The 24,731-nt window shown below is 65.3% G+C and carries 22 protein-coding genes; 15 read left to right on the forward strand and 7 right to left on the reverse strand.

The genetic code is table 11. The features are described 5' to 3' along the window. Window positions 1–72: 72 nt before the first annotated feature. The 5 genes from P2869_RS27030 to P2869_RS27050 all read left to right on the forward strand — a co-directional run bounded on the left by P2869_RS27030 (window position 73) and on the right by P2869_RS27050 (window position 7,150). Entirely contained in the window at window positions 73–1,752 is a 1,680-nt protein-coding gene (locus tag P2869_RS27030; RefSeq protein WP_277598504.1) for an MFS transporter, read from the forward strand. 97 nt (window positions 1,753–1,849) lie between these two features. After that, window positions 1,850–3,004 (forward strand): HlyD family secretion protein, encoded by a 1,155-nt coding sequence (locus P2869_RS27035; RefSeq protein ID WP_277598505.1) that lies wholly within the window; start codon window positions 1,850–1,852, stop codon window positions 3,002–3,004. A 53-nt stretch (window positions 3,005–3,057) separates the two neighbouring features. Then, on the forward strand, window positions 3,058–4,506 hold the full coding sequence (locus tag P2869_RS27040) for an efflux transporter outer membrane subunit (RefSeq protein ID WP_277598506.1): 1,449 nt from the start codon (window positions 3,058–3,060) through the stop codon (window positions 4,504–4,506). A gap of 174 nt (window positions 4,507–4,680) precedes the next feature. Further along, window positions 4,681–5,502, forward strand: a complete 822-nt coding sequence (locus P2869_RS27045) for an alpha/beta hydrolase (RefSeq protein ID WP_277598507.1) — start codon at window positions 4,681–4,683, stop codon at window positions 5,500–5,502. A gap of 184 nt (window positions 5,503–5,686) precedes the next feature. Beyond that, window positions 5,687–7,150 (forward strand): catalase, encoded by a 1,464-nt coding sequence (locus P2869_RS27050; protein WP_277598508.1) that lies wholly within the window; start codon window positions 5,687–5,689, stop codon window positions 7,148–7,150. 167 nt (window positions 7,151–7,317) lie between these two features. On the opposite strand, the gene P2869_RS27055 is transcribed toward P2869_RS27050, so the two are convergent. Continuing rightward, complete coding sequence (locus P2869_RS27055; RefSeq protein ID WP_017775246.1) at window positions 7,318–7,686, reverse strand: BON domain-containing protein; 369 nt, start codon at window positions 7,684–7,686, stop codon at window positions 7,318–7,320. 119 nt (window positions 7,687–7,805) lie between these two features. Then, on the reverse strand, window positions 7,806–9,722 hold the full coding sequence (locus P2869_RS27060) for an AAA family ATPase (RefSeq protein ID WP_277598509.1): 1,917 nt from the start codon (window positions 9,720–9,722) through the stop codon (window positions 7,806–7,808). 437 nt (window positions 9,723–10,159) lie between these two features. On the opposite strand from P2869_RS27060, the gene P2869_RS27065 reads away from it, so the two are divergent. Both P2869_RS27065 and P2869_RS27070 read left to right on the forward strand, forming a co-directional pair. Beyond that, window positions 10,160–10,321, forward strand: a complete 162-nt coding sequence (locus P2869_RS27065) for a DUF1328 family protein (protein ID WP_017775244.1) — start codon at window positions 10,160–10,162, stop codon at window positions 10,319–10,321. Window positions 10,322–10,548: 227 nt separating this feature from the next. Then, the gene (locus P2869_RS27070; protein WP_277598510.1) at window positions 10,549–11,247 is read left to right on the forward strand and encodes an endonuclease/exonuclease/phosphatase family protein; all 699 of its coding nucleotides are present in this window, start codon (window positions 10,549–10,551) and stop codon (window positions 11,245–11,247) included. Between the two features lie 10 nt (window positions 11,248–11,257). Here P2869_RS27070 and P2869_RS27075 read toward each other — a convergent pair whose 3' ends face one another. From P2869_RS27075 to P2869_RS27095, 5 genes are all read right to left on the reverse strand, one after another. Continuing rightward, complete coding sequence (locus P2869_RS27075; protein ID WP_277598511.1) at window positions 11,258–11,656, reverse strand: GtrA family protein; 399 nt, start codon at window positions 11,654–11,656, stop codon at window positions 11,258–11,260. Beyond that, the gene (locus P2869_RS27080) at window positions 11,643–12,386 is read right to left on the reverse strand and encodes a class I SAM-dependent methyltransferase (protein ID WP_017775241.1); all 744 of its coding nucleotides are present in this window, start codon (window positions 12,384–12,386) and stop codon (window positions 11,643–11,645) included. Before P2869_RS27080 ends, P2869_RS27075 begins: the two co-directional genes overlap by 14 nt. Before the next feature lie 17 nt (window positions 12,387–12,403). Further along, a complete protein-coding gene (locus tag P2869_RS27085; RefSeq protein WP_277598512.1) occupies window positions 12,404–13,483 on the reverse strand; it encodes a glycosyltransferase in 1,080 nt (359 codons plus the stop codon). A gap of 170 nt (window positions 13,484–13,653) precedes the next feature. Further along, window positions 13,654–14,961 (reverse strand): glycosyltransferase family 87 protein, encoded by a 1,308-nt coding sequence (locus P2869_RS27090; RefSeq protein WP_277598513.1) that lies wholly within the window; start codon window positions 14,959–14,961, stop codon window positions 13,654–13,656. A 4-nt stretch (window positions 14,962–14,965) separates the two neighbouring features. Further along, window positions 14,966–16,210: a glycosyltransferase family 87 protein gene (locus tag P2869_RS27095; protein WP_277598514.1), complete on the reverse strand. Its 1,245-nt coding sequence runs from the start codon at window positions 16,208–16,210 to the stop codon at window positions 14,966–14,968. A 1,283-nt stretch (window positions 16,211–17,493) separates the two neighbouring features. On the opposite strand from P2869_RS27095, the gene P2869_RS27100 reads away from it, so the two are divergent. The 8 genes from P2869_RS27100 to P2869_RS27135 all read left to right on the forward strand — a co-directional run bounded on the left by P2869_RS27100 (window position 17,494) and on the right by P2869_RS27135 (window position 24,731). Next, entirely contained in the window at window positions 17,494–17,676 is a 183-nt protein-coding gene (locus tag P2869_RS27100; RefSeq protein WP_017775237.1) for a Flp family type IVb pilin, read from the forward strand. Window positions 17,677–17,883: 207 nt separating this feature from the next. Then, window positions 17,884–18,048, forward strand: a complete 165-nt coding sequence (locus P2869_RS27105) for a Flp family type IVb pilin (protein WP_233425742.1) — start codon at window positions 17,884–17,886, stop codon at window positions 18,046–18,048. A 46-nt stretch (window positions 18,049–18,094) separates the two neighbouring features. Then, window positions 18,095–18,643, forward strand: coding sequence for a prepilin peptidase (locus P2869_RS27110; RefSeq protein WP_017775235.1), 549 nt, complete (start codon window positions 18,095–18,097; stop codon window positions 18,641–18,643). Between the two features lie 77 nt (window positions 18,644–18,720). Then, complete coding sequence (locus P2869_RS27115) at window positions 18,721–20,157, forward strand: ATP-binding protein (protein WP_277598515.1); 1,437 nt, start codon at window positions 18,721–18,723, stop codon at window positions 20,155–20,157. Between the two features lie 36 nt (window positions 20,158–20,193). Beyond that, window positions 20,194–21,030 carry a Flp pilus assembly protein CpaB gene (gene cpaB, locus P2869_RS27120; protein WP_126879103.1) on the forward strand — a complete coding sequence of 279 codons (837 nt, stop codon included), beginning with the start codon at window positions 20,194–20,196 and terminating at the stop codon, window positions 21,028–21,030. A 126-nt stretch (window positions 21,031–21,156) separates the two neighbouring features. After that, window positions 21,157–23,112, forward strand: coding sequence for a type II and III secretion system protein family protein (locus P2869_RS27125; RefSeq protein ID WP_277598516.1), 1,956 nt, complete (start codon window positions 21,157–21,159; stop codon window positions 23,110–23,112). A 26-nt stretch (window positions 23,113–23,138) separates the two neighbouring features. After that, entirely contained in the window at window positions 23,139–23,459 is a 321-nt protein-coding gene (locus P2869_RS27130) for a hypothetical protein (RefSeq protein WP_277598517.1), read from the forward strand. A gap of 42 nt (window positions 23,460–23,501) precedes the next feature. After that, a complete protein-coding gene (locus P2869_RS27135) occupies window positions 23,502–24,731 on the forward strand; it encodes a pilus assembly protein TadG-related protein (RefSeq protein WP_277598518.1) in 1,230 nt (409 codons plus the stop codon).

A 24,731-nucleotide genomic window follows, 5' to 3' on the forward strand; every position in this document is an offset into this window, starting at 1 on the left:
TTCGTGCGTCGTACCGTTTTGTTTGCACCGTTTCCGTCGATTCGCCCGCACGCATCACCTGAGCCGTCATTCATGACCGACCTTGCCCGTTCGACCTCCGCATTGCACGCCCCGGCGCAGGCAGGGGGCGCCGCCGCATCCGCCGCTTTGCCCACCATTCCCCCCGCTCACACCGGACCGCTGCTGATGGGACTCGGGCTCGCCACCGGCATGGAGTTCTACACGTTCGACAGCATGAATCTCGTGCTGCCGGACCTCACGGGCTCGCTCGGCGTCTCCGGCGACGAGGCAAGCTGGCTGCTCACCCTCTACAGCTGTGCGCTCTTTCTCGGCGTACCGGTTTCCGTGTGGCTCGCGGGCCATGTCGGCTATCGGCGCTTTCTGCTCGCCACCATCGTGGCCTTCGCGGGCACCTCGATGGGCGTGGCGCTTTCGCCCGGCTTCGAGACGATGCTTGTCTGGCGCGCGCTGCAGGGCCTCGCCGCGGCGGGGCTCGTGGTGTGGTGGCGCGCGAGCATCTACGTGCTGATGCCCAAGCCGCAACGCAGCGCCTCGCTGATGCGCGTCTCCACGGTGCTCTATCTGTCGAGCGCCGCCGGTCTGCTCGCGAGCGGCTACATCACCGACCACTACGACTGGCGCCTCATTTTCCTGCCGAACCTCGTTTATGCCGGCGCCGCGCTGTGGCTCATTGCCCGCTACTTTCCGGTCATGCCGCCCGCCTCGTCGCAACGCGTCGTGCAGACGGACTGGCCCGGCATCGCGCTGCTCGCCATTGCGCTCATTTCGCTGCAGGTCATTCTGAATCGCGGCGAGATAGACGGCTGGTTCGGCTCGCCGCATCTGCGCACGCTCGCCTTCGCGGGCGCGGCTGCATTCGTGCTGTTCGTGGCCTGGCAAGGCAGTTCCGCCAATCGCTCGCCGCTCATGTGCATCGATCTGCTGCGCGACCGCCACGTGCTTTCGTCCGCGGTGCTGGGCGTGTTCACGGGCATGATTCTCTCGGGCAGCGTCTTCGTGCTGCCCGAATTCCTGCGCAACCTCGCGGCGAACACCTACAGCGCGACGCAGACGGGCCAGATCATGTGCGTCTACGCGCTCTCCGCCGCGGCCATGCGACCGCTCATCGTGCCGCTCATCACACGCGTGGGCCAGCGCAAGACGATTGCGATCGCGCTCGTCATGCTGATCGCCTCGATGGTCGTATTCCACCGGCTGCTCACCACGGGCACGCCCGGCCCCTACTTCGTGCTGCCGCTCGTGCTCTATGCGGCCTGCCTCTCGCCGCTCCTGCCCGCCGTGGGCAGCGGCACCGTGGCGAGAATCGAGCAGAACCGGCTGCTGGACGGCGTATCGCTCTACATGACGTTTCGCCAGTTCGGCGCGTCGCTGGGCGTGGCGCTGCTCACTATCCTGATCACCCATCGCGAGACGCTGCATTCGTCGCGCCTCGCAGACCACGTCCGCATGGACCGCGACGTCACGCGCGACTGGCTTGCCACGCTAGGCGCCACGCTCACGGGCAACGGCGGCTATACGAGCTTCGACAGTTCGCGCGCCGCAGTGCGCATGCTGGCCGAAGAGACCGCGCATCAGGCCGCGACGCTCGCCTACGCCGACGCGTTCGCCTTCATGGCCGCCGTGGGCGTGCTCACGCTCTGCGTGCTCCCGCTCGTGCCGCCTACGCCCGTTGCAGCCGCGACGGTCACGCCGCTCACGCCGCTCACGCCCGTTCCGAAGAAACCATCATGAATCACGACACAACCTGCTGCGCGGCCCGCGCACGGCGACCGGCCCGAAGGCACGATGCGCTCCCGTCACTCGCCGCCTCCGCTGACAGGAGGTCGCAATGAGCGAGACCCCGCTGCACGAAACGCCCGCTGAAAAGCGCAATGCGGCTGCGCCTGCGGCCGGGATGTCGCCTGGTCCCGCCGCGCCACCTCCGGTCGCCGTGCCGCCCGCAAGCCGGCGCTCGCTGGTCTTCGGCGCGCTCGGGCTCGCCGTGCTCGTGCTCATCGCGCTGTACTTCCTCGTGCCCGATCTCTACGAGAAGCGCACGAACGACGCCTACGTGGACGCCCACGTCGTATCCGTCATTCCGAAGGTGCCGGCCTACGTGAAAAAGCTCTACGTGGACGACAACAGCAAGGTGCAAGCGGGCCAGCTTCTGATCGAACTGGACCCGCGCGATTACGCGGTGCAACTGGAGCAGGCCAAAGCAAGCCTCGCCGATGCCGAAGGCAAGCTCCAGGAAGCGCGCGACCAGATTCCCGTGGCCGATGCGGAAATTGCACGTCAGCGGGCCGAACTCGAAGTCGCCGAAGCCAACGCGAAGCTTGCTCAGGTGAACCTGAGCCGCCTGCAATCGGTATCCGACATTCGCGCCGTGTCTTCGCAGCGCGTGGACGAAGGCAAGGCGGCGGCCTCGAGCACGCGTGCCTCGGTAATCGCAGCGCAGGTTCGCGTTCAGGCCGCCCAGGCGCAAGCGAAACTCGTACGCTCACAGACCGCCACGGCGCAAGCCGCCGTAGCCCAGGCGCGCGCCGCCGTGGACCAGGCCGCGCTCAACCTCACGTACACGAAGATCTATGCCGGCGAAGCAGGCAGCATTGCGAAGAAAACGGTGGAACCCGGCAACTTCGTGCAGCCGGGTCAATTGCTGCTCTCGGTGGTGCCCGAACACCTTTACGTCATCGCCAACTACAAGGAAACGCAGCTCACGCGCGTGCGTCCCGGCCAGGTGGTGGCCGTCGACGTGGATGCCTTCCCCGACCTGCACCTGCGCGGCCACGTGGACAGCATCCAGCGCGGCACGGGCTCGCGCTTCGCGCTGCTGCCGCCGGAAAACGCCACGGGCAACTTCGTCAAAATCGTGCAACGTGTGCCGGTCAAGATCGAGTTCGACAATCCCGGCGAGGCGATGAAGTGGATCGCGCCGGGCATGTCGGTGGAAACGCGGATCTTCATCAGGGAGCAGCCGAAATGGCTCGAATTCCTGAACTAGCGCGGGGGCGTCGACGCTCGCGGGCGTGGCTCGCGGGCGCGGTGTCCTGTGTCATGGCCGGCATGGTTGCGGGCTGCACCGTGGGGCCCGATTACGTGGCGCCCAAAACGGCGCTGCCCGCGGCGTATCGGGAGCGCGCCCAGGCTTCGTCGAAGGCGGCTTCGCCCGACGCGTCGCTCGATAGCTGGTGGCAGAACCTGGGCGACACCACGCTGAACGCGCTGATCGAAGACGCGTTGCAATCCGCGCCCGATATCGCCGAAGCCGAGGCACGCGTGCGTGAAGCCCGCGCGTTGCGCGGCATCGCGGGCGCAGCCGACTATCCCGAGGTCGATGCCGGTGGCCTCTATCGCCGCACGCACGGCAGCGCCAACGTGCCCACCGGCGTGCAACCCGGCGGCATGGGTCCGGGCAAGAACGGCAACCTCTGGCAAGCGGGCTTCGATGCGTCGTGGGAAATCGACGTGTTCGGCGGCACGCGGCGCAGCGTCGAATCTGCGAACGCTTCGTATGAAGCCGCCGTTGCCGGCAGCGAGGACGTGCGGCTCACGCTGGCCGCCGAAATCGCGCGCAACTATATCGAGCTGCGCGGCGCGCAGCGCCGGCTCGACGTGGCGCGCCGCAATCTCGCCATCCAGCAGGACGGGCTCGTGCTCACGCGCGCCCAGTTCGACGCGGGCCTTGCGTCGCGCCTCGATATGCTGCGTGCCGAAGCGCTGGTCTCGGACACACAGGCCGAAATCCCCTCGCTCACCGCGGACGCGCGCGGCTCGATCTATCGGATCGGCGCGCTCGTGGGGCGTCAACCCGAAGCGCTGCTCGCGCAACTCGATGCGCCCCAGGCCATTCCGGCGCCGGTCGCCGACGTGCCCGTCGGCCTGCCCTCCGACCTGCTTCAGCGGCGCCCCGACATTCGCGCGGCAGAGCGCCGGCTCGCGGCGGCCCACGCGCGCATCGGCGTGGCGAAGGCCGACCTCTATCCGCACTTCTCGCTCACGGGCGCAGCGGGGCTGGAGAGTCTGGATGCCTCCACGTTCCTCACCTCGCCCAGCCGGTACCTCTCGGTGGGGCCCAGCATCCGCTGGCTGATTTTCGATGCGGGCCGCGTGCGCTTTCAGGTGCATGCCGAAGAGGCGCGCACCGACGCCGCCGCGGCCGCCTACCAGCGCACCGTGCTGGGCGCGCTGCGCGACGTGGAGACAGCGCTGGTGTCGTATGGCCAGTCGCGCGTGCGTCGCGATCAACTGAGCGCGGAAACCGCGAGCGACCGCGAAGCCGTGACCGTGGCCACGCGCCTGTATCGCCAGGGTCTGGTGGACTTCCTGCCCGTGCTCGACGCCGAACGCTCGCTCTACGCCGCCGACGACAAGCTCGCGCAGACCGACCGCGACACGGCGCTCGCGCTGGTCGCGCTCTACAAGTCGCTGGGCGGGGGCTGGTCTGCGCCGAGCGAGGCCGCGGATTCCAGGGTATCGACCATCACGCGGGTCGCTGCACCGTAGTGCGGCGCGTCGGTTGGCGCGACACACGCGCCAGCCGGTCGTGCCGGTTGTTCCGGTTATGCCGGTCGTGCCGGTTGTGCCGCATCAGTCAGGCATCACGTTCTTTTCAACCGCGTTGGCAGCCCGCAGCACTCCGTGCGACGCGTGGCCGCCATCGCTCACAGGAGCACACACATGAGCACCATCACCACGAAAGACGGTACGCAGATCTTCTACAAGGACTGGGGCACTGGCCGCCCGGTCGTGTTCTCGCACGGCTGGCCGCTCAATGCCGATGCCTGGGATGCCCAAATGTTGTTCCTCGTGCAGCACGGCTTTCGCGTGATCGCACACGACCGCCGCGGCCACGGCCGCTCGGACCAGCCGTTCGAGGGCAACGACATGGACACGTATGCCGACGACCTCGCCGCGCTGCTCGACGCACTCGACGTGCGCGAAGCAACGCTCGTGGGTCACTCCACGGGCGGCGGCGAAGTGGCGCACTACATCGGCCGTCATGGCACGAAGCGCGTGGCGAAGGCCGTGCTGATCGGCGCCGTGCCGCCCATCATGATCAAGACGGACGCGAACCCCAACGGCCTGCCGCTCGACGTGTTCGACGGCATCCGCAAGGGCGTGGCCGAAAACCGTCCGCAGTTCTACAAGGATCTGGCAACGCCGTTCTTCGGTTTCAACCGGCCGGGCGCCAAGGTTTCGCAGGCGGCTATCGACGCGTTCGTGATCCAGGGCATGGCGGGCAGCATCTACGGCCAGTACCAGTGCATCCACGAGTTTTCGGAAGTGGACTACACGGAAGACCTGAAGAAGATCGACGTGCCCACGCTGATCCTGCATGGCGACGACGACCAGATCGTGCCCATCGACAATGCCGGCCGCCTCTCCGCGAAGATCGTGAAGAACGCCACGCTGAAGGTCTATGCCGGGGCCTCGCACGGCATGTGCGTGGTGAACGCGGACGAGGTCAATGCGGACCTGCTCGCGTTCCTGCAGTCGTAAAGCACGCGGTGCGCCGGCCTTCAGCGCGCGGTGAGGCCGCCCGTTTTCAGGGCGTCTTCCGCGGGCTGAGGGTCGACGCCACGTGCCGCAGAGGCGGCGCATGTCCTGCGCGTTGCGTCCGCTGCACGCGGCGGATTGCGCCGCGCTCCATCCCGTTTCTTCGACCTCGCGTCGACCCAAGGCCATGACTTCCAACACCCTCACCCATCTCACCTCGGCCGCCGGCGCGCCCGTTGCCGACAACCAGAACTCGATGACCGCGGGCCCGCGTGGCCCGGTCGTGCTCCAGGACGTGTGGCTGCTCGAAAAGCTCGCCCACTTCGACCGTGAGGTCATCCCCGAACGCCGCGTGCACGCCAAGGGCTCCGGCGCCTTCGGCACGCTCAAGGTCACCCACGACATCACGCAGTACACGAAAGCCGGGGTCTTCGCCCAGCCCGGCAAGGAAACCCCGCTCTTCATGCGCTTCTCGACGGTAGCCGGCGAACGCGGCGCCGCCGACGCCGAGCGCGACGTGCGCGGTTTCTCCATCAAGTTCTATACCGAGGAAGGCAACTGGGACGTGGTGGGCAACAACACGCCCGTGTTTTTCATCCGCGACCCGCTCAAGTTCCCCGACTTCATCCACACGCAGAAGCGTGACCCGTACACCAACCTGCGCAACAACGTGGCCGCGTGGGACTTCTGGTCGCGTCATCCCGAGTCGCTGCATCAGGTCACCATCCTCATGAGCGACCGCGGCATTCCGAAGAACTACCGCCAGATGCACGGCTTCGGCTCGCACACGTATTCGTTCATCAACGCCAGTAACGAGCGCTTCTGGGTCAAGTTCCACTTCAAGTCGCTCAACGGCATCGAGAACTACACCAACGAGGAAGCCGCGCAGGTGATCGCCGCCGACCGCGAAAGCGCGCAGCGCGACCTCGTGGAGCACATCGACCAGGGCAACTTCCCGCGCTGGGCGTTCCGCATCCAGGTGATGCCCGAGGCCGATGCGGCGAAGGTGCCCTACAACCCGTTCGACATCACGAAGGTCTGGCCGCACAAGGATTACCCGCTGATCGACGTGGGCGTGATCGAACTGAACCGCAACGCGCAGAACTATTTCGCGGACGTGGAGCAGGCCGCGTTCACGCCGGCCAACGTGGTGCCGGGCATCGGCTTCTCGCCAGACCGTCTGCTGCAGGGGCGGCTGTTCTCGTACGGCGACACGCAGCGCTACCGGCTGGGCGTGAACCACCACCAGATTCCGGTGAATGCGCCGAAGTGTCCGTTCCACCACGCGTTCCACCGCGACGGCGCGATGCGCACCGACGGCAACCTGGGCGGCACGGTGAACTACGAGCCGAACCGCTTCGGCGACTTCACGCAGGACCGCAACGCGGCAGAGCCGCCGCTTGCGGGCGGCACCGTGGACCACTACGACCATCGTGAAGACGGCGACTACTACAGCCAGCCGGGCGCGCTGTTTCGTCTGTTCGACGCGGCTCAGCGTGAGCGTCTGTTCGCGAACATCGCAGCGGCCATCGACGGTGTGCCGAAGGAAATCGTGGAACGGCAGGTCGAGCATTTCCGCCGTGCCGATGCGGCGTATGCCGAAGGCGTGATTGCGGCAATGGCTGCGCAGGCAGAAGAAAGGAAGGCGTAAGAGACCTGAACGGCGGGGCTGAACGGCGCCTGCGCCGTTCGCCGCCTTATCGGTTCGCCGTGGGGTTCAGGCGATGTGCGCTGCGTTGGCTCGCAGGTTCCTGGTTCGTGGTCCGCAGTCCTGGTTCAATTCAGGTCGGCAAATTCAGGCCTGCAAGCCAGCCGTCCTCAGTGGCCCGGCGAGGCGAGAGCGAGCCGGTTCGTCACGTCCGCGACGCCGCTCACGCCTTGCGCGCGCTGCGTGGCCAGCGCGATCTGCCCTTCTTCCGGCACCGTACCGGTAAGCGTGACCTTACCGCTGCGTGCGAGCACCGTGAGGTGGGCTGTGTCGACGCCGCCGCCCTTCACGATCGCCTTGCGCACGGCACTCGAGAGCTTGCGGTCCGCGGAGCGCATCGCCTTGCGTGCCACCGCTGCGCTGGACGGGTGCGCGGCGTGGTTTTCCACGGGAGGCGCGTAACCCGTTTCGTCCGCGTGGGCAGCAATGCCTGCGGTGGCCACGGCAGTCGCGGCAAGCGTCATCCAGAACTTCTTCATTGCTTTTCTCCTCGAGTGAACAGTCGTTGAACGGCATGTCGAACGTTAGTTCACCGAGGCTTAAAAGTCCTTGGATGCGGCTTAATCGTTGTTCCGACGCCTGATTGCAGCGTGGGTTTTCAGGCTGCGGCCGCTTCCTGGGCGAGCCGCACGGCACCGCTACCCGTAGCCGCGTGTTCCTGAATGAGCCGGTACACCGTCTCGCCCGGCACGGTCTCCACTTCGAGCAGCCGGTCCGCAATCTCGCGCAGCACCGGTTCATTCGCTTGCAGCAGCGCGTGGCACGCGTCGTTCAATTCCGCGAGCAGCACGTTCGCGTGGCCAATCGCGCCTTTGAGTTGCAAGCCCGCCACCTGCTGTGGAAGCGCCGCGAGGCTGAACAGGTTGCCGTCCGCGTTGAAGCCGAACTTCGAAACCATGTCGAGCCCGATGCGCGAGGCCTCCTGCAGGTCCTGCGCCGCGCCGCTCGACGCTTCGCCGAACACCAGCAGTTCCGCGTTACGGCCGCCCAGCAGCACCTGAATCTCGTTGCGCATTTCCGTTTCGCGGTACAGGTGCTTGTCCTGCGTCTTCGTGATGAGCGCCACGCCCAACGCGCCGCCGCGCGGCAGAATGGTCACCTCTTCCAGCACGCCGGTGCCGAGCAGCGCGGCCACAAGGCCATGCCCGGCCTCATGCACGGCAATGCGCATGCGTTCCTCTTCGGAAAGCGCCCGCTCCGTGCCGTTCACGTCGCCAATGCGCGCAATCTTGATGGCCTCGATGAAGTGTGCCGACATCACTTCGTGGTCGCCGGCCTTGCGTGCGAGCAGCCCGGCCTGGTTCACGATCATCGAAAGCGTAGCCGGCGACAAACCTGTGGTGAGCCGCGCGAGCTGATAGAAGTCGATGCGGTCGATCTTCGTTTTCAGCTTCGTCGCGTAAAACCGCAGAATCTGCGCGCGGTCTTCGAGGTCAGGCAATCGCACGTTGACCGTGCGATCGAAACGCCCTGGCCGGCGCAGGGCTTCGTCGAGATTGTCCGGATGGTTCGTCGCGGCCACCACGATCACGCCTTCGTTGGACTCGAAGCCGTCCATCTCCGCGAGCAGTTGATTGATGATGCGGTTGCTCTCCGCTTCCACCGACCCACCGCCCGCGTCGGTGCGCTTGCCGAGGCCGTCGGCTTCGTCGATGAAGATCACCGTGGGTGCGTTCTTGCGCGCGAGTTCAAAGAGGTGCCGAACCTTCTGGATGCCCACGCCGTAGTACTTCGCACTGAAATAGCTGCCCGTGATGGAGATGAAATTCGCGCCGCACTCGCCAGCCAGCGCCTGCGCAAGACGCGTCTTGCCGACGCCCGGGCCGCCCGTCATCAGCACGCCGCACGGGGCACGCACGCCCATGCTCGTGAACTGCGCGGGCGCCGCGAGATAAGCCTGCACGTCGGCGAGCGCTGCCTTGGCTTCGCCTGCGCCAATCACGTCGCCAAAGCGCAGCGCGGGCGAACGTTCGAGCAGTTGCGCGCCGCCGCGCATTTCGCGCCGCATGAACCACGCGAGCCCGCCGATCATGACGAGCGGCAGAAAGAGGCTCAGCATGTCGCGCGTGCGGTCCACGACGCTGGTCCAGCGCGCGGCGCCGGTGCGAACGTCCGCGTCCGGCAGCCACACCAGTTGATACGGCGAGCGCGTTGCGTCCTTCAGTTCACCCAGCAGCAGCGCGTTCGAAAACGCGCCGTTATGGTCCGCCACGAAATACTGCTCGCCCGCCGTGGTGGAAACCAGAATCGCATTGCGGCCCACGCCGATTGCCGCCACGTGCTGTTCGCGAATGTCGCTCAGCATGGCGGAGGCGTCTTTCTCGCGGCGCGTCCATGCCGATGCGTCGCTGCGCATCTGGCTTGCAATGCCTGTCAGCGCGGCCTGCGTGGCTGCGCCCTGCTGCTCGTGCCGCCAGTACGCAAACGTCGCGGTGGCGACGATCGCCGTTGCGGCGACGGCAAGCATGACGTGCCGGCCAATACGTGACCACAGCGAATTCCGTGCGGGTTTCATCAATCGATTCCAGATAGGGGCCGCATGTCGAACATGAGCGTGGAACCCGGGGAGAAGAGATGTGCGAAGGTGTGGCCGGCGCGCGCAGGCGTTTTACTCGCCCGGTTCATGCCCGGTACGGCAGGCCGTTCATGCAGGGGATGCGTGAACCGCCGCGCAGATCGAATCCCGGCCCGCGTGCAGGCCGCCTGGGTCTCAGCAAAGGAACATCGCGATTACGACCCTCATTAATCGCAGTGCACCATAGGCATTATGCCTGCTATCGCAGGGCTTCATAAGGCCCAAAAAAGCGAATTTTTCCCCGCTATTTCCGTATTCGGCATTTATTACGGACTACTGGCGCATGCTTGCCACGCCCCACCGAGGCACACCGCTTGCTCTACCACTGGACCGTCCGTGCACCGGCCGCGGAAGAGGAAACCATAAGGAGGTCACTCATGCTCTACTACGCTCTGGTCTTTTTCATCATCGCGATTATTGCCGCCGCATTCGGCTTCGGCGGAATTGCAGCGGGCGCGGCAAGTATTGCCAAACTGCTGTTCTTCATTTTCCTCGTCATCTTCATCGTGACGTTGATCATGGGCCTCGTCAGGCGTTAGGCACAGCTCACGTTTGACTTCCCTTGCGCGCCCCCGGCAGCGCGCGGCCCACGCCGCGACCTGCCGGGGGCGTGGTTTTTTTTCGTCCGGCTCTCTCCTGCCCGCGCATTCCCTGCGCATCGCACATCGCGACGCATTCACAAGCGCGGGCCTCGTACGTTCATACGCATTGCCGACCGGCTTCGTGCGGTGGCGCGTATCGAACCGCTGTTCAAAGGAGAGACAACATGATCGTGGCTACATGGAACATGCAGGGCGGCGTCAACACGCCGTACATCAATCAGGTCGTGCAGCAAACCGGCGCGAACGTGCTGTGTCTGCAGGAATGCGGCAACCTTGCGGAACATCTGCAAGGACGTGCGCCCATCCTCAACGGCATGGGCGCGATCATCGGCTACACGGGCAACTTCCGCGTGGGGTATGGCTTCATGCAGTGCGTCTACTGGGAGAACGTGTGGGCGCAGGGCGGGCTTGCCGTACTGAGCAACATCGGCATCAACAACTACGGCATCCTGCCGCCCGCCGCCGTGCATGGCTACGTACCCACGAACCCGCGCGCCATGCCGTGGATTACCGTGCGCGACCCGTGGAACGGCAACGTCATCTCCGTCTACTCGATTCATAGCCCGCCCGTGGATGGCCTCCACACCACGCTTCAGCAAACCTGCGCCTGGAACAACACGCAGCTCGCACAGATCAACGCGATTGGCGGCACATGGGCCTGCGTGGGCGACTTCAACGCGGACCCGACCGTGCCGGGATTCGTGGCCCCTCCGGTGGGCAACATCGTGCGCGGCAATCGGGCGACGCAGCAAAGCGGCGGCATTCTGGATTACGCAGTCACCAACGCCATCGGCTTTGCGTATCAACAGCAGACCCAACTGGCGGGCGCGTCGGACCACTACCCGCAGCTGTTCACGTACTGAGGCACGCGAATCAGCGGTACGTCCATGCGCGATGAACGAGGAAGGTGGCCGGCGGCACGACGCAGGCCACCGCCGCGATGCCCGACCACGGCGCACCGCCTGCGAGTTGAACGCTGCCCGAGACGAGCGCCGTCAGCCCAAGCCCCAGCGCCGAGACCACGGCGAAGCGCCACGCGTTGCGCACGTCAACCGGCGCGGAGAAACTCCAGAGCGTATTCATCAGATAAGAGACGCCTGTCGCGCAGAGGAACGCGAGCACGTTCGCGAGCATGGGGGGCGCCTCTGCCTTCACGATCAGCATCATGGCCACTATCGCGTGCACTGCGGTGGCCATGACGCCGGAGACCCCGAAACGCAGCAGCTTCACGATGTCGCGCGCAGTCCACGCCACGATTTCAGGCTGCTTCATCGGCGGTCAGTACGGCAAGCAGCGAGACGCCGAATGGCAACGTATGTCGCGTCAGCCAGCGGCTTTCCGCGTGCATGGCTTGATAAAGCAGCGCGTTCACGGGCGGCACCGGAACGGCGTCGCCTGTCGATCGTTCGCGGCGCAATAGCCGGTCGGCCCAGCGCGCGGCCACCGCAAGCGGAAACAGCAGCGTGTTGAAGTAGGTCACGTGCTGCGTCTTGCACCCTGCAGCACGTGCGCAGTCTGCGAGTGCTCTGCGGCTGTAGCGCCGGCAGTGATGCAGAAACACGTCGTGCGGACTCCAGAGCCATTGATACGCGGGCACCGTCACCACCATCGCGCCGCCAGGCGCGAGCAACTTGCGCATCTGCGCGAGCGATCCGACGTCATCGGGAATGTGTTCGAGGCAATCGAAGAAGCAGATCAGATCGAACTGCTGGCCATTGAACGGCACGTCGTCCGGGCAACGGCCGGCGCGGATGTCGAAGCGGCCACCGGTCTTGCGGTCCGTGAGCCGGCGTGCCGTCTCGTCCATCTCCAGGCCGCTCACATGCCCGAACTGTTCGAGCAGCGCGAGATTGCCGCCCGTGCCCGACCCCACTTCGAGCACGCGCGCCTGTTCCGGCAAGGCAAGGCGTTCCAGCACGGCGAGCAGCACGTCGCGGCGCCCTTTGAACCACCAGTGTTCGGCTTCCGTCTCGGCCATCTCGAGGTAGGCTTCGGGTGACATGTCGGTCTCCTCTATTTTTAATGGCCCGCCGCGCGCGTCCGCACACCCGCGCGGCGGCGAGCGAAGTCGGGGCGCAGGGCTTGAGCGGTGCGAAAATCGCTGCGTCCGGCGCGGTTCACGCGTCCAACAGGCAGCGGCGTGACCTTGCTGTGGGTCTGATAACGGCGGCGAATCAGATACACGGGACGTTCTTTCGACTCGTAATAGATGCGCCCGATGTACTCACCCACCACGCCGATTCCGATGAGTTCGATGCCGCCCATGAAAAGCAACACCGAGATCACGGACGCGTAGCCCGGCACAGGATTGCCGAACAGCAACGTGCGACCGATGATGAACCCGCCGTACACGAACGCGAGCAGCGCGATGACGAGCCCCACGTAGGTCCATGTGCGCAGCGGCACCGTGCTGAAACTCGTGATGCCTTCGAGCGCGAAATTCCAGAGCCGCCAGCCCGAGAATTTCGAGTGCCCCGCGGAGCGCGCCTCGCGCTCGTACTCCACCACCACGGTGCGATAGCCCACCCACGCGAAGAGCCCTTTCATGAAGCGCCGACGTTCGGGCAGACTGCGCAGCGCGTTGACCACCTGGCGGTCCATGAGCCGGTAGTCGCCCACGTTCTCGGGCAGCTTCACTTCTGACAGCAGGTTGTGCACGCGGTAATAGAGCCCGGCTGCGGTGCGCTTCGCAAACGAATCGCAGGCGCGATTGCTGCGCTTCGCCACCACCACCTCGGCGCCCTCGCGCCAGTGCGCGATCATCACGGGAATCAAACCCGGCGGATCTTGCAGGTCGGCATCGATCGGAATCACCGCGTCGCCGTTTGCTTCGTCGAGGCCCGCCGTAAGCGCCGCTTCCTTGCCGAAGTTGCGTGTGAGATCGATCACGCGCACGCGCGCATCGCGTGCACTCGCCGCGACGAGTTGATCCAGTGTGCTGTCGTGGCTACCGTCGTTGATGCAGACAATCTCGAAGCGGATGCCTTCTATGTCTTCGAGTACCGGCATAACGCCAGAAAAGAACTTTTCGACCGCTTCGCCCTCGTTGTAGAACGGAACCACCAGTGAAACGAGCGGTGTGTGGTTATGGTTCGACATGATGCTGCTCCCCGTATTGCTTGTATTGCGTGTGGTGTCGCCGCGCTTTGGGCGCGGCGGCGTTGTTCTTTCCAGGCGCTTCGTTGTGCGTACTTCGCCGTTTGTTCTTGCGCTTTATGGTTCACGCACCCGGCAAGGTTCGATCGTTATGGTTCGTCCTGTTCAATGCTTCACGGCCAGCGTCGCCCGCGCAGATCGGCTTCGTCCGCGATGGGCAGGCATGGCGACTCGCGTCGCTCATGGCTCATCCGCACCATCACGAACCCGAGCGCGACGAGTGTGGCAAGCGCCATGAACTGCAACGGCACACGGCTCACCACGAGCAGCCCCGCGAGCGGCATCAACCAGAGCGCGGCGAGACATTGGCGCTCGCCCGCTCGCCACCCGCGCGCCAGCGCATGCCTCGCAAGCCACGCCGCGAATACCGCGTACCAGGTGAGGTCGTAGTCGTACAGGTAGGGGCTCACGAGCAGACTGGCGCCGATCAATGCGGCGGCTCGCAATGCATAAGCAGCCTCGCGCGTCCATGCAAGAACGACGATGCCTGCGGCCAGCAACGCAGAGGCTCCCTGCAGGGCATAGGCGAGCGCAACCGGTGCGTGCGACAGTTTCGCCATGGCGAAGAACGTCGGCATGCGGGCTAACGGCGCCGGCCCGTTCTCCACGTAGCGGGCCATCATGCCGACGTTGGCTACGAACGACACCAGTGCATCCGCACCGAAAGCGATCGCGCTCAGCGCGAGCAGCGTGGCCACGGTGACAAGCAATGCGGCAAGCGCACGCCACGCACGGCCGCATAGAAGCGCCAGCGGAAACAACACCGCCAGATGTGGCTTGATAAATAGCAGCCCGAAGCAAACGCCGGCCGCAACCGGATGCCGACGCAGCAACATCAATCCTGTTGCTGCAAGCGCCGCGGTCAGCAGGCTGCTCTGGCCCATTGCGGCGGCAAGCAGCGCGGCGGGAAAAGCGGCCGCAAGAAAGACGGCGTCGCCACGCGGCACGACCGCCTTGATGGCGGCGACGAAACACAGCCAGGTGCCGCCACTCCAGATCATGGCCGCCAGCGGATACGGCAAGAGCGCTACCGGCTGCATGAGCAGCAGCGCAAAAGGCGGGTACAACCAGGGCAACTGGCCGCCGGTCTCGCGCAGCGACGGCACGATGCTCTGCTCGATAGCGGCGAGCCGATCCAGTTGCCATGCCTCGCCGCCGTGCCCGTGCAACGCAAGCCACGACGCGCTCCACGTGGGCAGAAAGTCCAGCGCCAGCGGACTGAGGCCAGGATGGCGCAACACATACAGGCGGTACAGATAAATGCCCGCGAACAGCAACTGGCAGGCAAGCACTGCGGCCGCGTAGATGCGCACGCGCCGCCGGCCCAGCCAGTGCGGGCGTCGCCTCGGGCCCGCTACGGGCAACTCGGCCAATGGCCGGTTCCACGTAGGCGACAGCGCGTGACGGGCGAGCGGTCTCATGGCATTACCTCCCACGCGACTCGAACCGCGCCCGCCGCATCGTCATCAGCAGCATGAGCAGGAGTACGACGGGACCGATCTGCGGAAACTTGAGCAACCGGTTGGCGCTCTCGTAGACCGGCAGCAGCCAGCAGAGTGCAAGCACGGTTTGCTCGCCACGCAGCCAGCCTTTTTCGAAACCGCAAACCGCGAGGCAGAAAACCGCGATGCCCAGCCACGCCAGTTCGTAGTGCCACACGTAGGGCGTCACCAGCAGCGTGGATACCGCAAGCGCGGCTGCGCGCAAACGCATATCGCGGCTCGTCATCCAGACACGCAAGGTGCCGATGGCTGCCACAAGTGCGACGAAGATCTGGACACCGTAGGAAGCGAATAGCGAAAGCCCTGCGAGACGCATCGTCGCAAAGGCCGAAGGCGACACAGTCCAGTACGACACACTATGTTGAAGCACCAGCTCGCGCACGATAGCGGTCCCGGCCGCGAACGCAGGTACCGACGCCGTGCCGCACGCAACGAGGCTCGCCGCCACCAGCACGAGCGCGCTCACAGCCGCACTCGCGAATACGCGCCAGTCACGCACGGCAATAAGTACCAGCGGAAACAGCACGGCCATTTGCGGCTTGATGGCCAGCAGACCGATGCATACGCCGGCCCGCACCGGGCTGCGCGCCATCACGCCCATTGCATAGGCCGCGAGCGCCGCCGTAACGAGCGAGTTCTGCCCCAACATGGCCGCCACGAGCACGCCTGGAAACGCGAGCACGATCAACGCGGCAAACCCGGGCCGTCCCAGATGCACCTTGAACGACGAAACCTCCAGCACGGCGGCGACAAACGCGGCGCAGCCCAGCACGGTGAACAGCAGGAGCGACGCCGCATAGGGCAACAGCGCAACGGGCGTCACCAGCATGAGCAACGTGGGTGGATAAAGCCACGGAAGAAAGCCGTGGTTCATGTAACCGCCGAGCAGCGCGGTCTGCGCCTGCGCAAACGACGGATAGTGATAGACCGAGGCCGGCGTGCCGTGCAGCATCAGCCAGGACGCGGTCCAGAAGACGGAGTAGTCGATGCCGGGACGCGGCGCGTCCTCCTGCGTGAAGCCGCCGCTGATGTACGCCCATACCAGAAGCCAGATGACGGCGAGCGCGAGGGTTGCGCCCCCGTACAACACCACGCGCTCGCGGTTCAACCACCCGCTTCCGTCGTAACGGCTTCCGCCGTTTCGCGCTCCCCGATTCGCGACGTACATGATTCCCCGCATTCTTCGTTTGACGACCGGTTGGTCACACCGGCATTTCGCATTTCACGTCCGCGACGCAGACATCCCTTGCGTTCTGTTTTTGCTTTTCGTGCTACCTGTGTGTCACTTTTGTGTTGCTGTGTGCGCTGCCGAACATAAAGGCATAGCGCTGCGTTTTGCTCCGTGATAGTGCGTGTTTTTGCGTGGCTTCACGTGGCACTGTGTGCCCTCGCATTTCACTACGGATTACTACGCAACCTCACGTCTCCATCTTTCGTGCATGACGCGCGGTACTCCATTGTTAGAAAAAAAATGAGCGACTTGCAAGCCTGCGGGGTTTACACGATCGGGTTTCCTCTGACCTGAAAAGGCTAGAAATTGAGGGGTTTTGTGGCGTTGAAGACCATCAACCTGGCTAGCGTTGCAACCTTGAAACAATTCCGTTCGCTTCGCGCTTTGCAAAACCGGATAGCTATCTCCGCGCTACGTCGCCGCTGCCTCAGGGAAAGTCCCTGGCATATTTTTTGTGCCTTGCCAGGCAAGGCTTTCCGGCCGATTCGGGATGCCGCACGCAGCGCACCATTTTTCAAAATCGTTACCTTTTGTAACGCCCCGCCCACCTCGATTTTTCGTCGCATGCCTGAACAGCCCCGTCATTCCTGGTTTTTGGGAAATCTGGCCCACTGTTTGCAATAGGTTGGTCGCGCAAGTCGACGACGTGACGAACCGCGATTCACCAGTTCAACAGAGATACAACACAGAATCGCAAAGGCGTCGCCCTCGGGGACATTCGCTCATGCGGAGCCTGCCACCATGAAGGCAATCTCCCGCGTGAAGCGATGGTGGGTAGTCGTAGTCTTGCAGCAAGGCGCCGGTGCCGGCCGGACGCCACATACGATTGCAAGTCGGGGGATGAAGAAAATGAACAAGCATGTCACTACAAGGCTTTCCAGCCGCCACCGCAGCGAGACCGCCCATCGGCGCCCCGCTGCTTCCTTTCCTTCCTTGAGCGAACTGCCTCGCCGCTTCTGCGCGAGCGCCCCTGGGCGTCGCGTGCGGCTGGTGGTTTCGCACCCGCTTGCCAGTCAGACAGTGACGGTCGCCCAGACGGCCCGCAAAGGCATGTGCATGCGTGCACCTATGCCCTTGCGGATCGCCTGAGCTCCGCATGACCGGCGTCGTTTCTTCCGCTGTACCGCTGTAACGCGCAGTAAACCTGTAGTGCCAGTCGTTTCAACCCGCAAACCATTGAGCTCAATGGTGTTTATTTAGTTATCCAAAAGGAGAAAGTCATGTCGAAGATCATCAACCTCGTCAAGCAAATCGTTCGCGACGAAGAAGGCGTTACCGCCATCGAGTACGGCCTGATCGCCGCGCTGATCGCCGTCGTGATCATGGGCGCCGTTTCCACGGTCGGTACCGACCTGAAGAACGTGTTCACCTCGATCGGCACCGATCTGACGGCAGCAACCTGAGGATGTGCATGTCGATGGGCGATTCGCGGGTTTCCCTGGCTCGTTTTCTCGCGAATCGTCCTCGACATCACATGGTCATCGCCGCTTGTCGCCATACGTGGATGTGAATCCGTAGACCAGGAGAGAACCGTCATGGAACGCTCGATCAACAGGACGCCTGCCGCGTCACGCACCGCAAGCCAGATGCGTTCGCGCCTCGCAACGCTTGTGAGCCGCGGCCTCGCAGCGCGCCTCGCATCCGCCGACGAAGGCGTGACCTCCATCGAATACGCATTGATCGGTGCGCTGATCGCCATCGTGATCATTGGTGCGGTCACGACGATCGGCACCGATCTGCAGTCGGTCTTCAACACCGTCGCTTCGGATCTCTGAGCGACACGTACCACGAAAGCACGACGAACGCGCCACGGAGAACGCCATGTACCTGCCCTTGCCGCCTCTGCCCGCCCAGCCGATTCCGCTGTGTGTGGCGCTGCTCGTGATCGTTGCGGCGAGCACGGACATCACGGCCAGACGCATTCCGAACATCGTCGTGGCAACGGGCCTCGCGGTGGCGCTCCTCGTTCAGTGCGCAATTCACGGTGCAGCAGCGGGTGCGCTGCTCTGGCTCACGGGGGCCGCAACCGGCTTCGCGCTGCTGCTGCCCTTCTATCTGTTGCGCGGCATGGCCGCAGGCGACGTCAAGCTGATGATGACCGTCGGCGCCTGGGTTGGCCCCGCACTCGCATTCCATATCGCGCTCGCGGCGTTCATTGCGGGCGGCATCGGGTCGGTTGCACTCGTCGTGTATCGCGGTCGGGCACGGCAGCTGGCCAGCAATCTGCGCGCCATTGCGCGCAACACATCGCAGGCAGTGCAAGACGGCGCCACAGGCCCGCGGCAACTGCCCGGCTCGGTGGGCACGATGCCCTACGGCGTCGCCATCGCAGCGGGAACACTGGGGATGCTGTTCGCGACGGTCGCATAGCGAAGCACGCGAACACCAACACAACAGCAAGACTGACTCAACCAGGCAAGAACAGAACAAGCAAGCGGGGTAACGCGATGGATACGGACAACATCGGATACGAAACGAGAGGCGGCGCGACCTCGATGCGTGACGCTGCGCGAGACAGCACGCCCGCTGCCGACAGTCGCGCGAACGGCCACACAGATCACACGGCAGCCGATGCAGCGCGTACTCTGCGCGCGCCGCGCACGCTCGCGGACACGGGCCTGCCCGCCACCTTCGTCGCGGCCCTCGTGCTGAAGTCGACACACGTGCACGGCAAGTCGTGCTTCGCCGATCTCTCCGAACGGCACCGCCTGCCCATCAGCGTGCTCGACGACGTGCTGGCCCACCTGGTGCGCGAACGCCTTGCCGAAATCAGCCATCGCGGCGCAAGCGACGTAGACGTGCACCTGCGCCTCACGGACGCGGGCCGCGCCGCCGCGCACGACGAACTCGCCCGGTGCGCCTATTTCGGCCCCGCGCCGGTCACGCTGGAAAGCTATATCGATGGCATCGCGAACCATTCGGTTCGCTCGCTGCGGATCGTGCGCAACGACGTGCAGGCCGCGTTCCACAACATCGCGATCGACCCCACGGTGCTCGATGCCGCCGCCGCTTCGCTGAACGCGGGCCGTCCGCTGCTGTTGTACGGCCCCGCGGGCAGCGGCAAGACGTTCCTTGCCGAGCGGCTCGGCCGTCTGTTGCGCGGCGATGTGCCGGTGCCGTACGCCATCTACGCGGGCGGCGAAATCGTGCAGCTGTACGACCCGCTCGTGCATGAAGACGCTGCAGGCGAAGCGCCCGCGCAGCCCGGCGACCGCCGCTGGCGCCTGTGCCGCCGGCCCGTGGTGATCTCGGGCGGCGAACTCACGCTCGACATGCTCGACCTGCGCCGCGACGCTTCCACCGGTTTCTACCAGGCGCCGCCGCACATGAAAGCCAACATGGGCATCTACATCGTGGACGACCTGGGCCGCCAGCGCATCGCGCCGCGCGATCTGCTCAACCGCTGGCTCATGCCGCTCGACCGTAACTTCGATCTGTTCACGTTGCAGAACGGTTCGCGTTTTTCCGTGCCTTTCGATGTGTGGCCCGTGTTCTCGAGCAACCTGGAGCCGGCCGAACTCGAAGACGAAGCGTTTCTGCGCCGGCTGGGTTCGAAGATCTACGTGGGCCCGCTCGCCATCGACGACTACCGCGCGGTGTTCGAATCCTGTTGCGCCACGCTCGGCGTCGAGGCTCCGGAAGACGCTTTCGCCTACCTGGTGCATCGCCTGCACATTCCGTCCGGCAAGCCGTTCCTTGCGTGCTACCCGAACGATCTGCTGCGCCTCGTCGCCGCCGCCGCGTACTACCGCGGCGAACCGAAAGTCGCCACACAGGCCGCGCTGCGCGACGCGTGGTGCAGTTATTTCGGAGTTCTTCCTGACCACGACGGCATCCACCCGAGCGACGAAGAACGCGCCGCTCGCAAGCTGGCGTCGGGTTGATCCGCACCTAACCATGATCTGTCGAGGAGTCTTGCCATGAAAAACAGCCGTGCCCTTGCGATGCTTGCCGTCGCAATTCTGGCGGGTCTCGCCGCCGTCCTGTTCGCGTCGCGCTGGCTCGTGCAGAGCTCGTCCAGCGCCGTGACGCCCGTGGCCGTGGCCACAGCCGAGGTCAACCTGGGCGAGCCGCTGGGCCCGAGCCAGATTCGCGTCGTGAACTGGCCCAGCGCCAGCGTGCCGCCGGGTGCGTTCACGGATGCGAAGTCGCTGGAAGGGCGCGTGGTACGCACGAGCCTCGAACGCGGCGAGCCGGTGCTCGAATCGAAGCTCGCGCCCATCGGCACGAAGGGCGGCCTCTCCGCCGTGATCGGTGCTGGACGGCGCGCCATCACGGTCCGCGTGAACGACGTGGTGGGCGTGGCGGGCTTTGCGCTGCCGGGCAACTACGTGGACGTGATCGTGAACACGCAGGAACCCGGCAAGCCCGATTCGCCGCAGAGCATCTCGAAGATCGTGCTCGAAAAGATTCTCGTGCTCGCCGTCGCGCAGCAGGTGAGCCGCGACGACACGCAGCCGAAGGTGGTCAACGCGGTGACGCTGGAAGTGACGCCGGATCAGGCCGAGAAGCTCGATCTCGCACGCAGCGTGGGCACGCTCTCGCTCGTGCTGCGCAATCAGGTGGACCGCCAGACGCTGGACACGAAGGGCGCCACGAAGATCACGCTGCTCGGCGCAGCACCGGCCGCGCCGGCTTCGGCGCCGGTCGCAGCGCCCGTGCATCCGGCCCGCGTGCGCTACGTCGCTCACGCGCCGGTGAAGCGCGATTGCGTGGGCGTGCTGTCGGGCGTTGCCGGCAGCGTGGAATGTTTCTAGTACGAAGCAATGGCGACGTAAGACATGGACGCGCACGACTACGCGCCGCCGTCGAACGAAGCAGCAAACGAACTCAATGAAGTCGAATCCTGGTGCGAGTCACCGGGCACACGGGGGATCACGTCAATGGACACCACACGGGTATTTGAATCGCGGCGCCGCACGCACGCTTGCGTGATTCGCGGTACGGCGCTCGCCGCGGCACTCTTTGCCGCACTGCTCACCGCACAGGCCGGCATCGCACAGGAAGCCGCCCTGCCTTCGAAGATGGCGGCCGCCCCGCTTCCCGCGACACGCGGCGCCGTACCGATGCTGGTCAGCATGGCCGCCATGCCGGCGGGCGCAGCAGCCGCCGCAGAAGCCGCCGCGCCGCTGCGCGGCCCGAACTGCACGGGCACCCTGCACGACGAGTCCAACGTGGTGGTGCCGGTCGGCAAGTCCACGCTCGTGCCGCTCGCCGAGCCCACGCGCAACCGCACGCTCGGCAACCCCAGCGTCGTGCAGGCCACGCTGGTTTCGCCGCGCACGTTGTACGTGGTCGGCATGTCGGTTGGGACCACGAACATGATCGTGCAGGGCAAAAGCGGTGCGTGCCAGATGATCAACGTGGTGGTCAATATCGACCCCTCGGGTTTGCAGCAGTCGCTCGCACAGCTGATGCCCGAAGAGCCCAACATTCGTGTGGCGACGGCTGCGGGCAACCTCGTGCTCGCCGGGCGTGTGTCGAGCGCGGCGGCGGCCCAGCAGGCCATGCACATCGCGCAGGCCTTCGCGGGCGCCCAGCCCACGCAGCAGTCGCAATCGGCCACGTCCAGTTCGGGTAACGGCGCGTTCACGGCGAGCCAGCAGATGTCGAGCACGAGCAAGCCGTCCGAAGTCATCAACATGATGACCATCGACTCGCCGCAACAGGTGATGCTCGAAGTCAAGGTGGCCGAAGTATCGAAGACGCTCATGAACCAGATGGGCTCTGCGCTCAACATTCAGGGCGGCTTCGGTTCATGGACCGGCGCGGTAGTGAGCGACCTGCTCGCGGGCGTTTCCAGCGCTTTCGTTGCGAACAAGGCAAACAACCGGCCGTTTCGCGTAGCGATCGATGCGCAGAACACGGACCAACCCGTGAAGATTCTCGCCGAGCCGAATCTCGTCACCATCAGCGGTCAGGAAGCCACCTTCCTTGCCGGCGGCAAGATCTTCATTCCCGTACCGCAAAGCAGCAGCACGGGCGCCACCACCATCACGTTGCAGGCCGAGGAATTCGGCGTGGCTCTCAAATTCACGCCCACCGTGCTGTCGAGCGGCCGCATCAACCTGAAGGTCGCTCCTGAGGTATCCGAACTTTCGGCCACGGGCGTGACGCTTTCGGCCACCAATGTCTCGAACGTATCGATCCTGCCGCTCATCACCACGCGGCGTGCGTCCACCACGGTGCAGATGGGCGACGGCGAAACCTTCGCGATTGGCGGGCTTATCAAGGACAACGTGTCCGGCACGTTGAAGGCGCTGCCCGGCGTGGGCGAAGTGCCGGTGCTGGGCGCGCTGTTCCGCAGCACGGCTTTCCAGCAGGACCGCACGGAGCTCGTGTTCATCATCACGCCGCACCTCGTGAAGCCGCTTCAGACGAGCAACGTACCGCTGCCCACGGACAGCTTCACCAAGCCCAACGAGGCCGACGTCTACGCTACCGGCGTGATGGAAGGCCGCGGCGGCGCCCGCAAGCTGCATGGCATGCCGGCCTCGCCGAACACGCCGCCGCAGCCGCAACCCGGCAACGCAGGCGATACAGCACCTGGCCCGGTCTCGCGCAGCGACTCGGCGGCAGGCACGCAGGCGACGGTCCAAACAAACCCGCAAACAAGCCCGCAAGCAAAGCCGCAGGCAGGCACGACAGCCAGCGCACAGGCAACCAGCCAGCCGGCCGCGCCGGAGCCAGGCCCGGCGGCCGCTGCGCCGGCCGCAACAACGGCGCCCGCTGCACCGTCCGATGCCAGCACCGAAGTCCAGGTCTCGCGCATCGAAAACGAAGCCGCACGCATCGCCAAGCGCGAAGCCGGCACGCCGGGCCAGCCGGCCGACCACTGATGCATGCACTGTTCAAGGGGAACGTCATGAAACTCGCATTCTTCGCTTTCGCGTCTCGCACCACGGCGGCCGTGGCCGCCGGGGCCGCCCTCCTCGCGCTGGGCGGCTGCATGACCAGCACGCCGATCTGGGACGCGCATTTCGGCGAGGCCGTACGCGCCGTCACGCAGGCCCAGATCATCGACCCGCACGCAGCCGAGCACGCCCAGGCCTCGCACGACATGGACGGCCGGGCCGCCGTCTCCGCGGTGGACGTCTATCAAAAGAGCTTCGAGGCGCCCACGCCCTCGCCGAACGCATTCGTGATCGGCGTGGGTAGCGGTTCGGGCGGCGGCGCGGGCCAGTAACGTCAACGTGTGCGGGAGACTGTCATGCGTCGGAGATCTTCAATGAGCGCGCGGCGTGCCGCGCATCGCAAGGAGCGCGGAGCGGTGGCCATCGTCGTCGCGCTGGCCATCGCCGTGCTGATCGGCTTTCTCGGCCTCGCGCTCGATCTCGGCAAGCTGTACGTGGTCCGCAGCGAGCTGCAGAACAGCGCCGACGCGTGTGCCCTCGCCGCCGCGCGCGACCTGACGGGAGCCATCAATCTGTCGGTGTCCGAAGCGGCCGGCATTACCGCCGGCCACCTCAACTTCGCGCTGTTCCAGCAGAACGCCGTGCAGCTTTCCACCGACAGCAACGTCACCTTCAGCGACTCGCTGAACAACGCGTTCATGCCGAAGAGTTCGGTGGCGGCGCCCGCCAACATCAAGTACGTGAAGTGCACCACGCAGCTCACGGGCATTGCGAACTGGTTCATCCAGACGCTCAACATGATGCCCGGCTCGACGGTGGCGAACGCATCCTCGGTCTCTGCCATGGCAGTGGCCACGGTGGGCGCAGCGCAAACCACCTGTGCGATTCCGGTGTTCATCTGCAAGCCGGGCACAGCAGGCCCGTCGAGTCCTTCGGCGTACACCATCGGGCAGTGGCTCACGGCCAAAACCGGCTCACCGCCCACTTACGGTTCCGGCGACTTCGGCTGGGCGGCGCTGGACGGCAGCAACAGCGCGTCCGAAATCAAGAGCGAACTCACGGGCAACTACTGCTCGCTGCCTGCCACCGGCACGAGCCTCGGCTCGCCCGGCAACAAGGTGGCCGACTCGGCGGCATATAACACGCGCTTCGGCATCTACGCGAACCCGTATTCGCAAGCGGCCGGCACGCCCGACTTCACGGGCTACGCCTATACGTCCACGAATTGGAACGCCACCACGGGCAACGCGTACAGCGACTTCGTGAGCAAGCGGCAAACCTTCACCGCGTATCAGGGTGACTCCGCCGCGCAACTCAACACTAGCGGTTCGTATGCGCAGACCAGCTATTCCGCAGGCGCTGACCGCCGCCTCGCCCTCGCGCCGGAAGTGGACTGCACGCAGTTCCTCTCGGGCCACAGCGCCGCCGTCACCTCCTGGGACTGCGTATTGATGCTCGACCCCATGCAGTCGGGCGGCAGCGCGGGCCCGGTGCATCTCGAATACCGCGGCTCGTCTTCCGCCGCCGGCAGCCCGTGCGCCACGCAGGGCGTACCGGGCAACGGCAGCGCCGTAGGCCCGCAGGTTCCGGTGTTACTCCAGTAG

Source organism: Paraburkholderia sp. SUR17 (genome assembly GCF_029536165.1).
GTDB classification, from domain to species: Bacteria; Pseudomonadota; Gammaproteobacteria; order Burkholderiales; family Burkholderiaceae; genus Paraburkholderia; species Paraburkholderia kururiensis.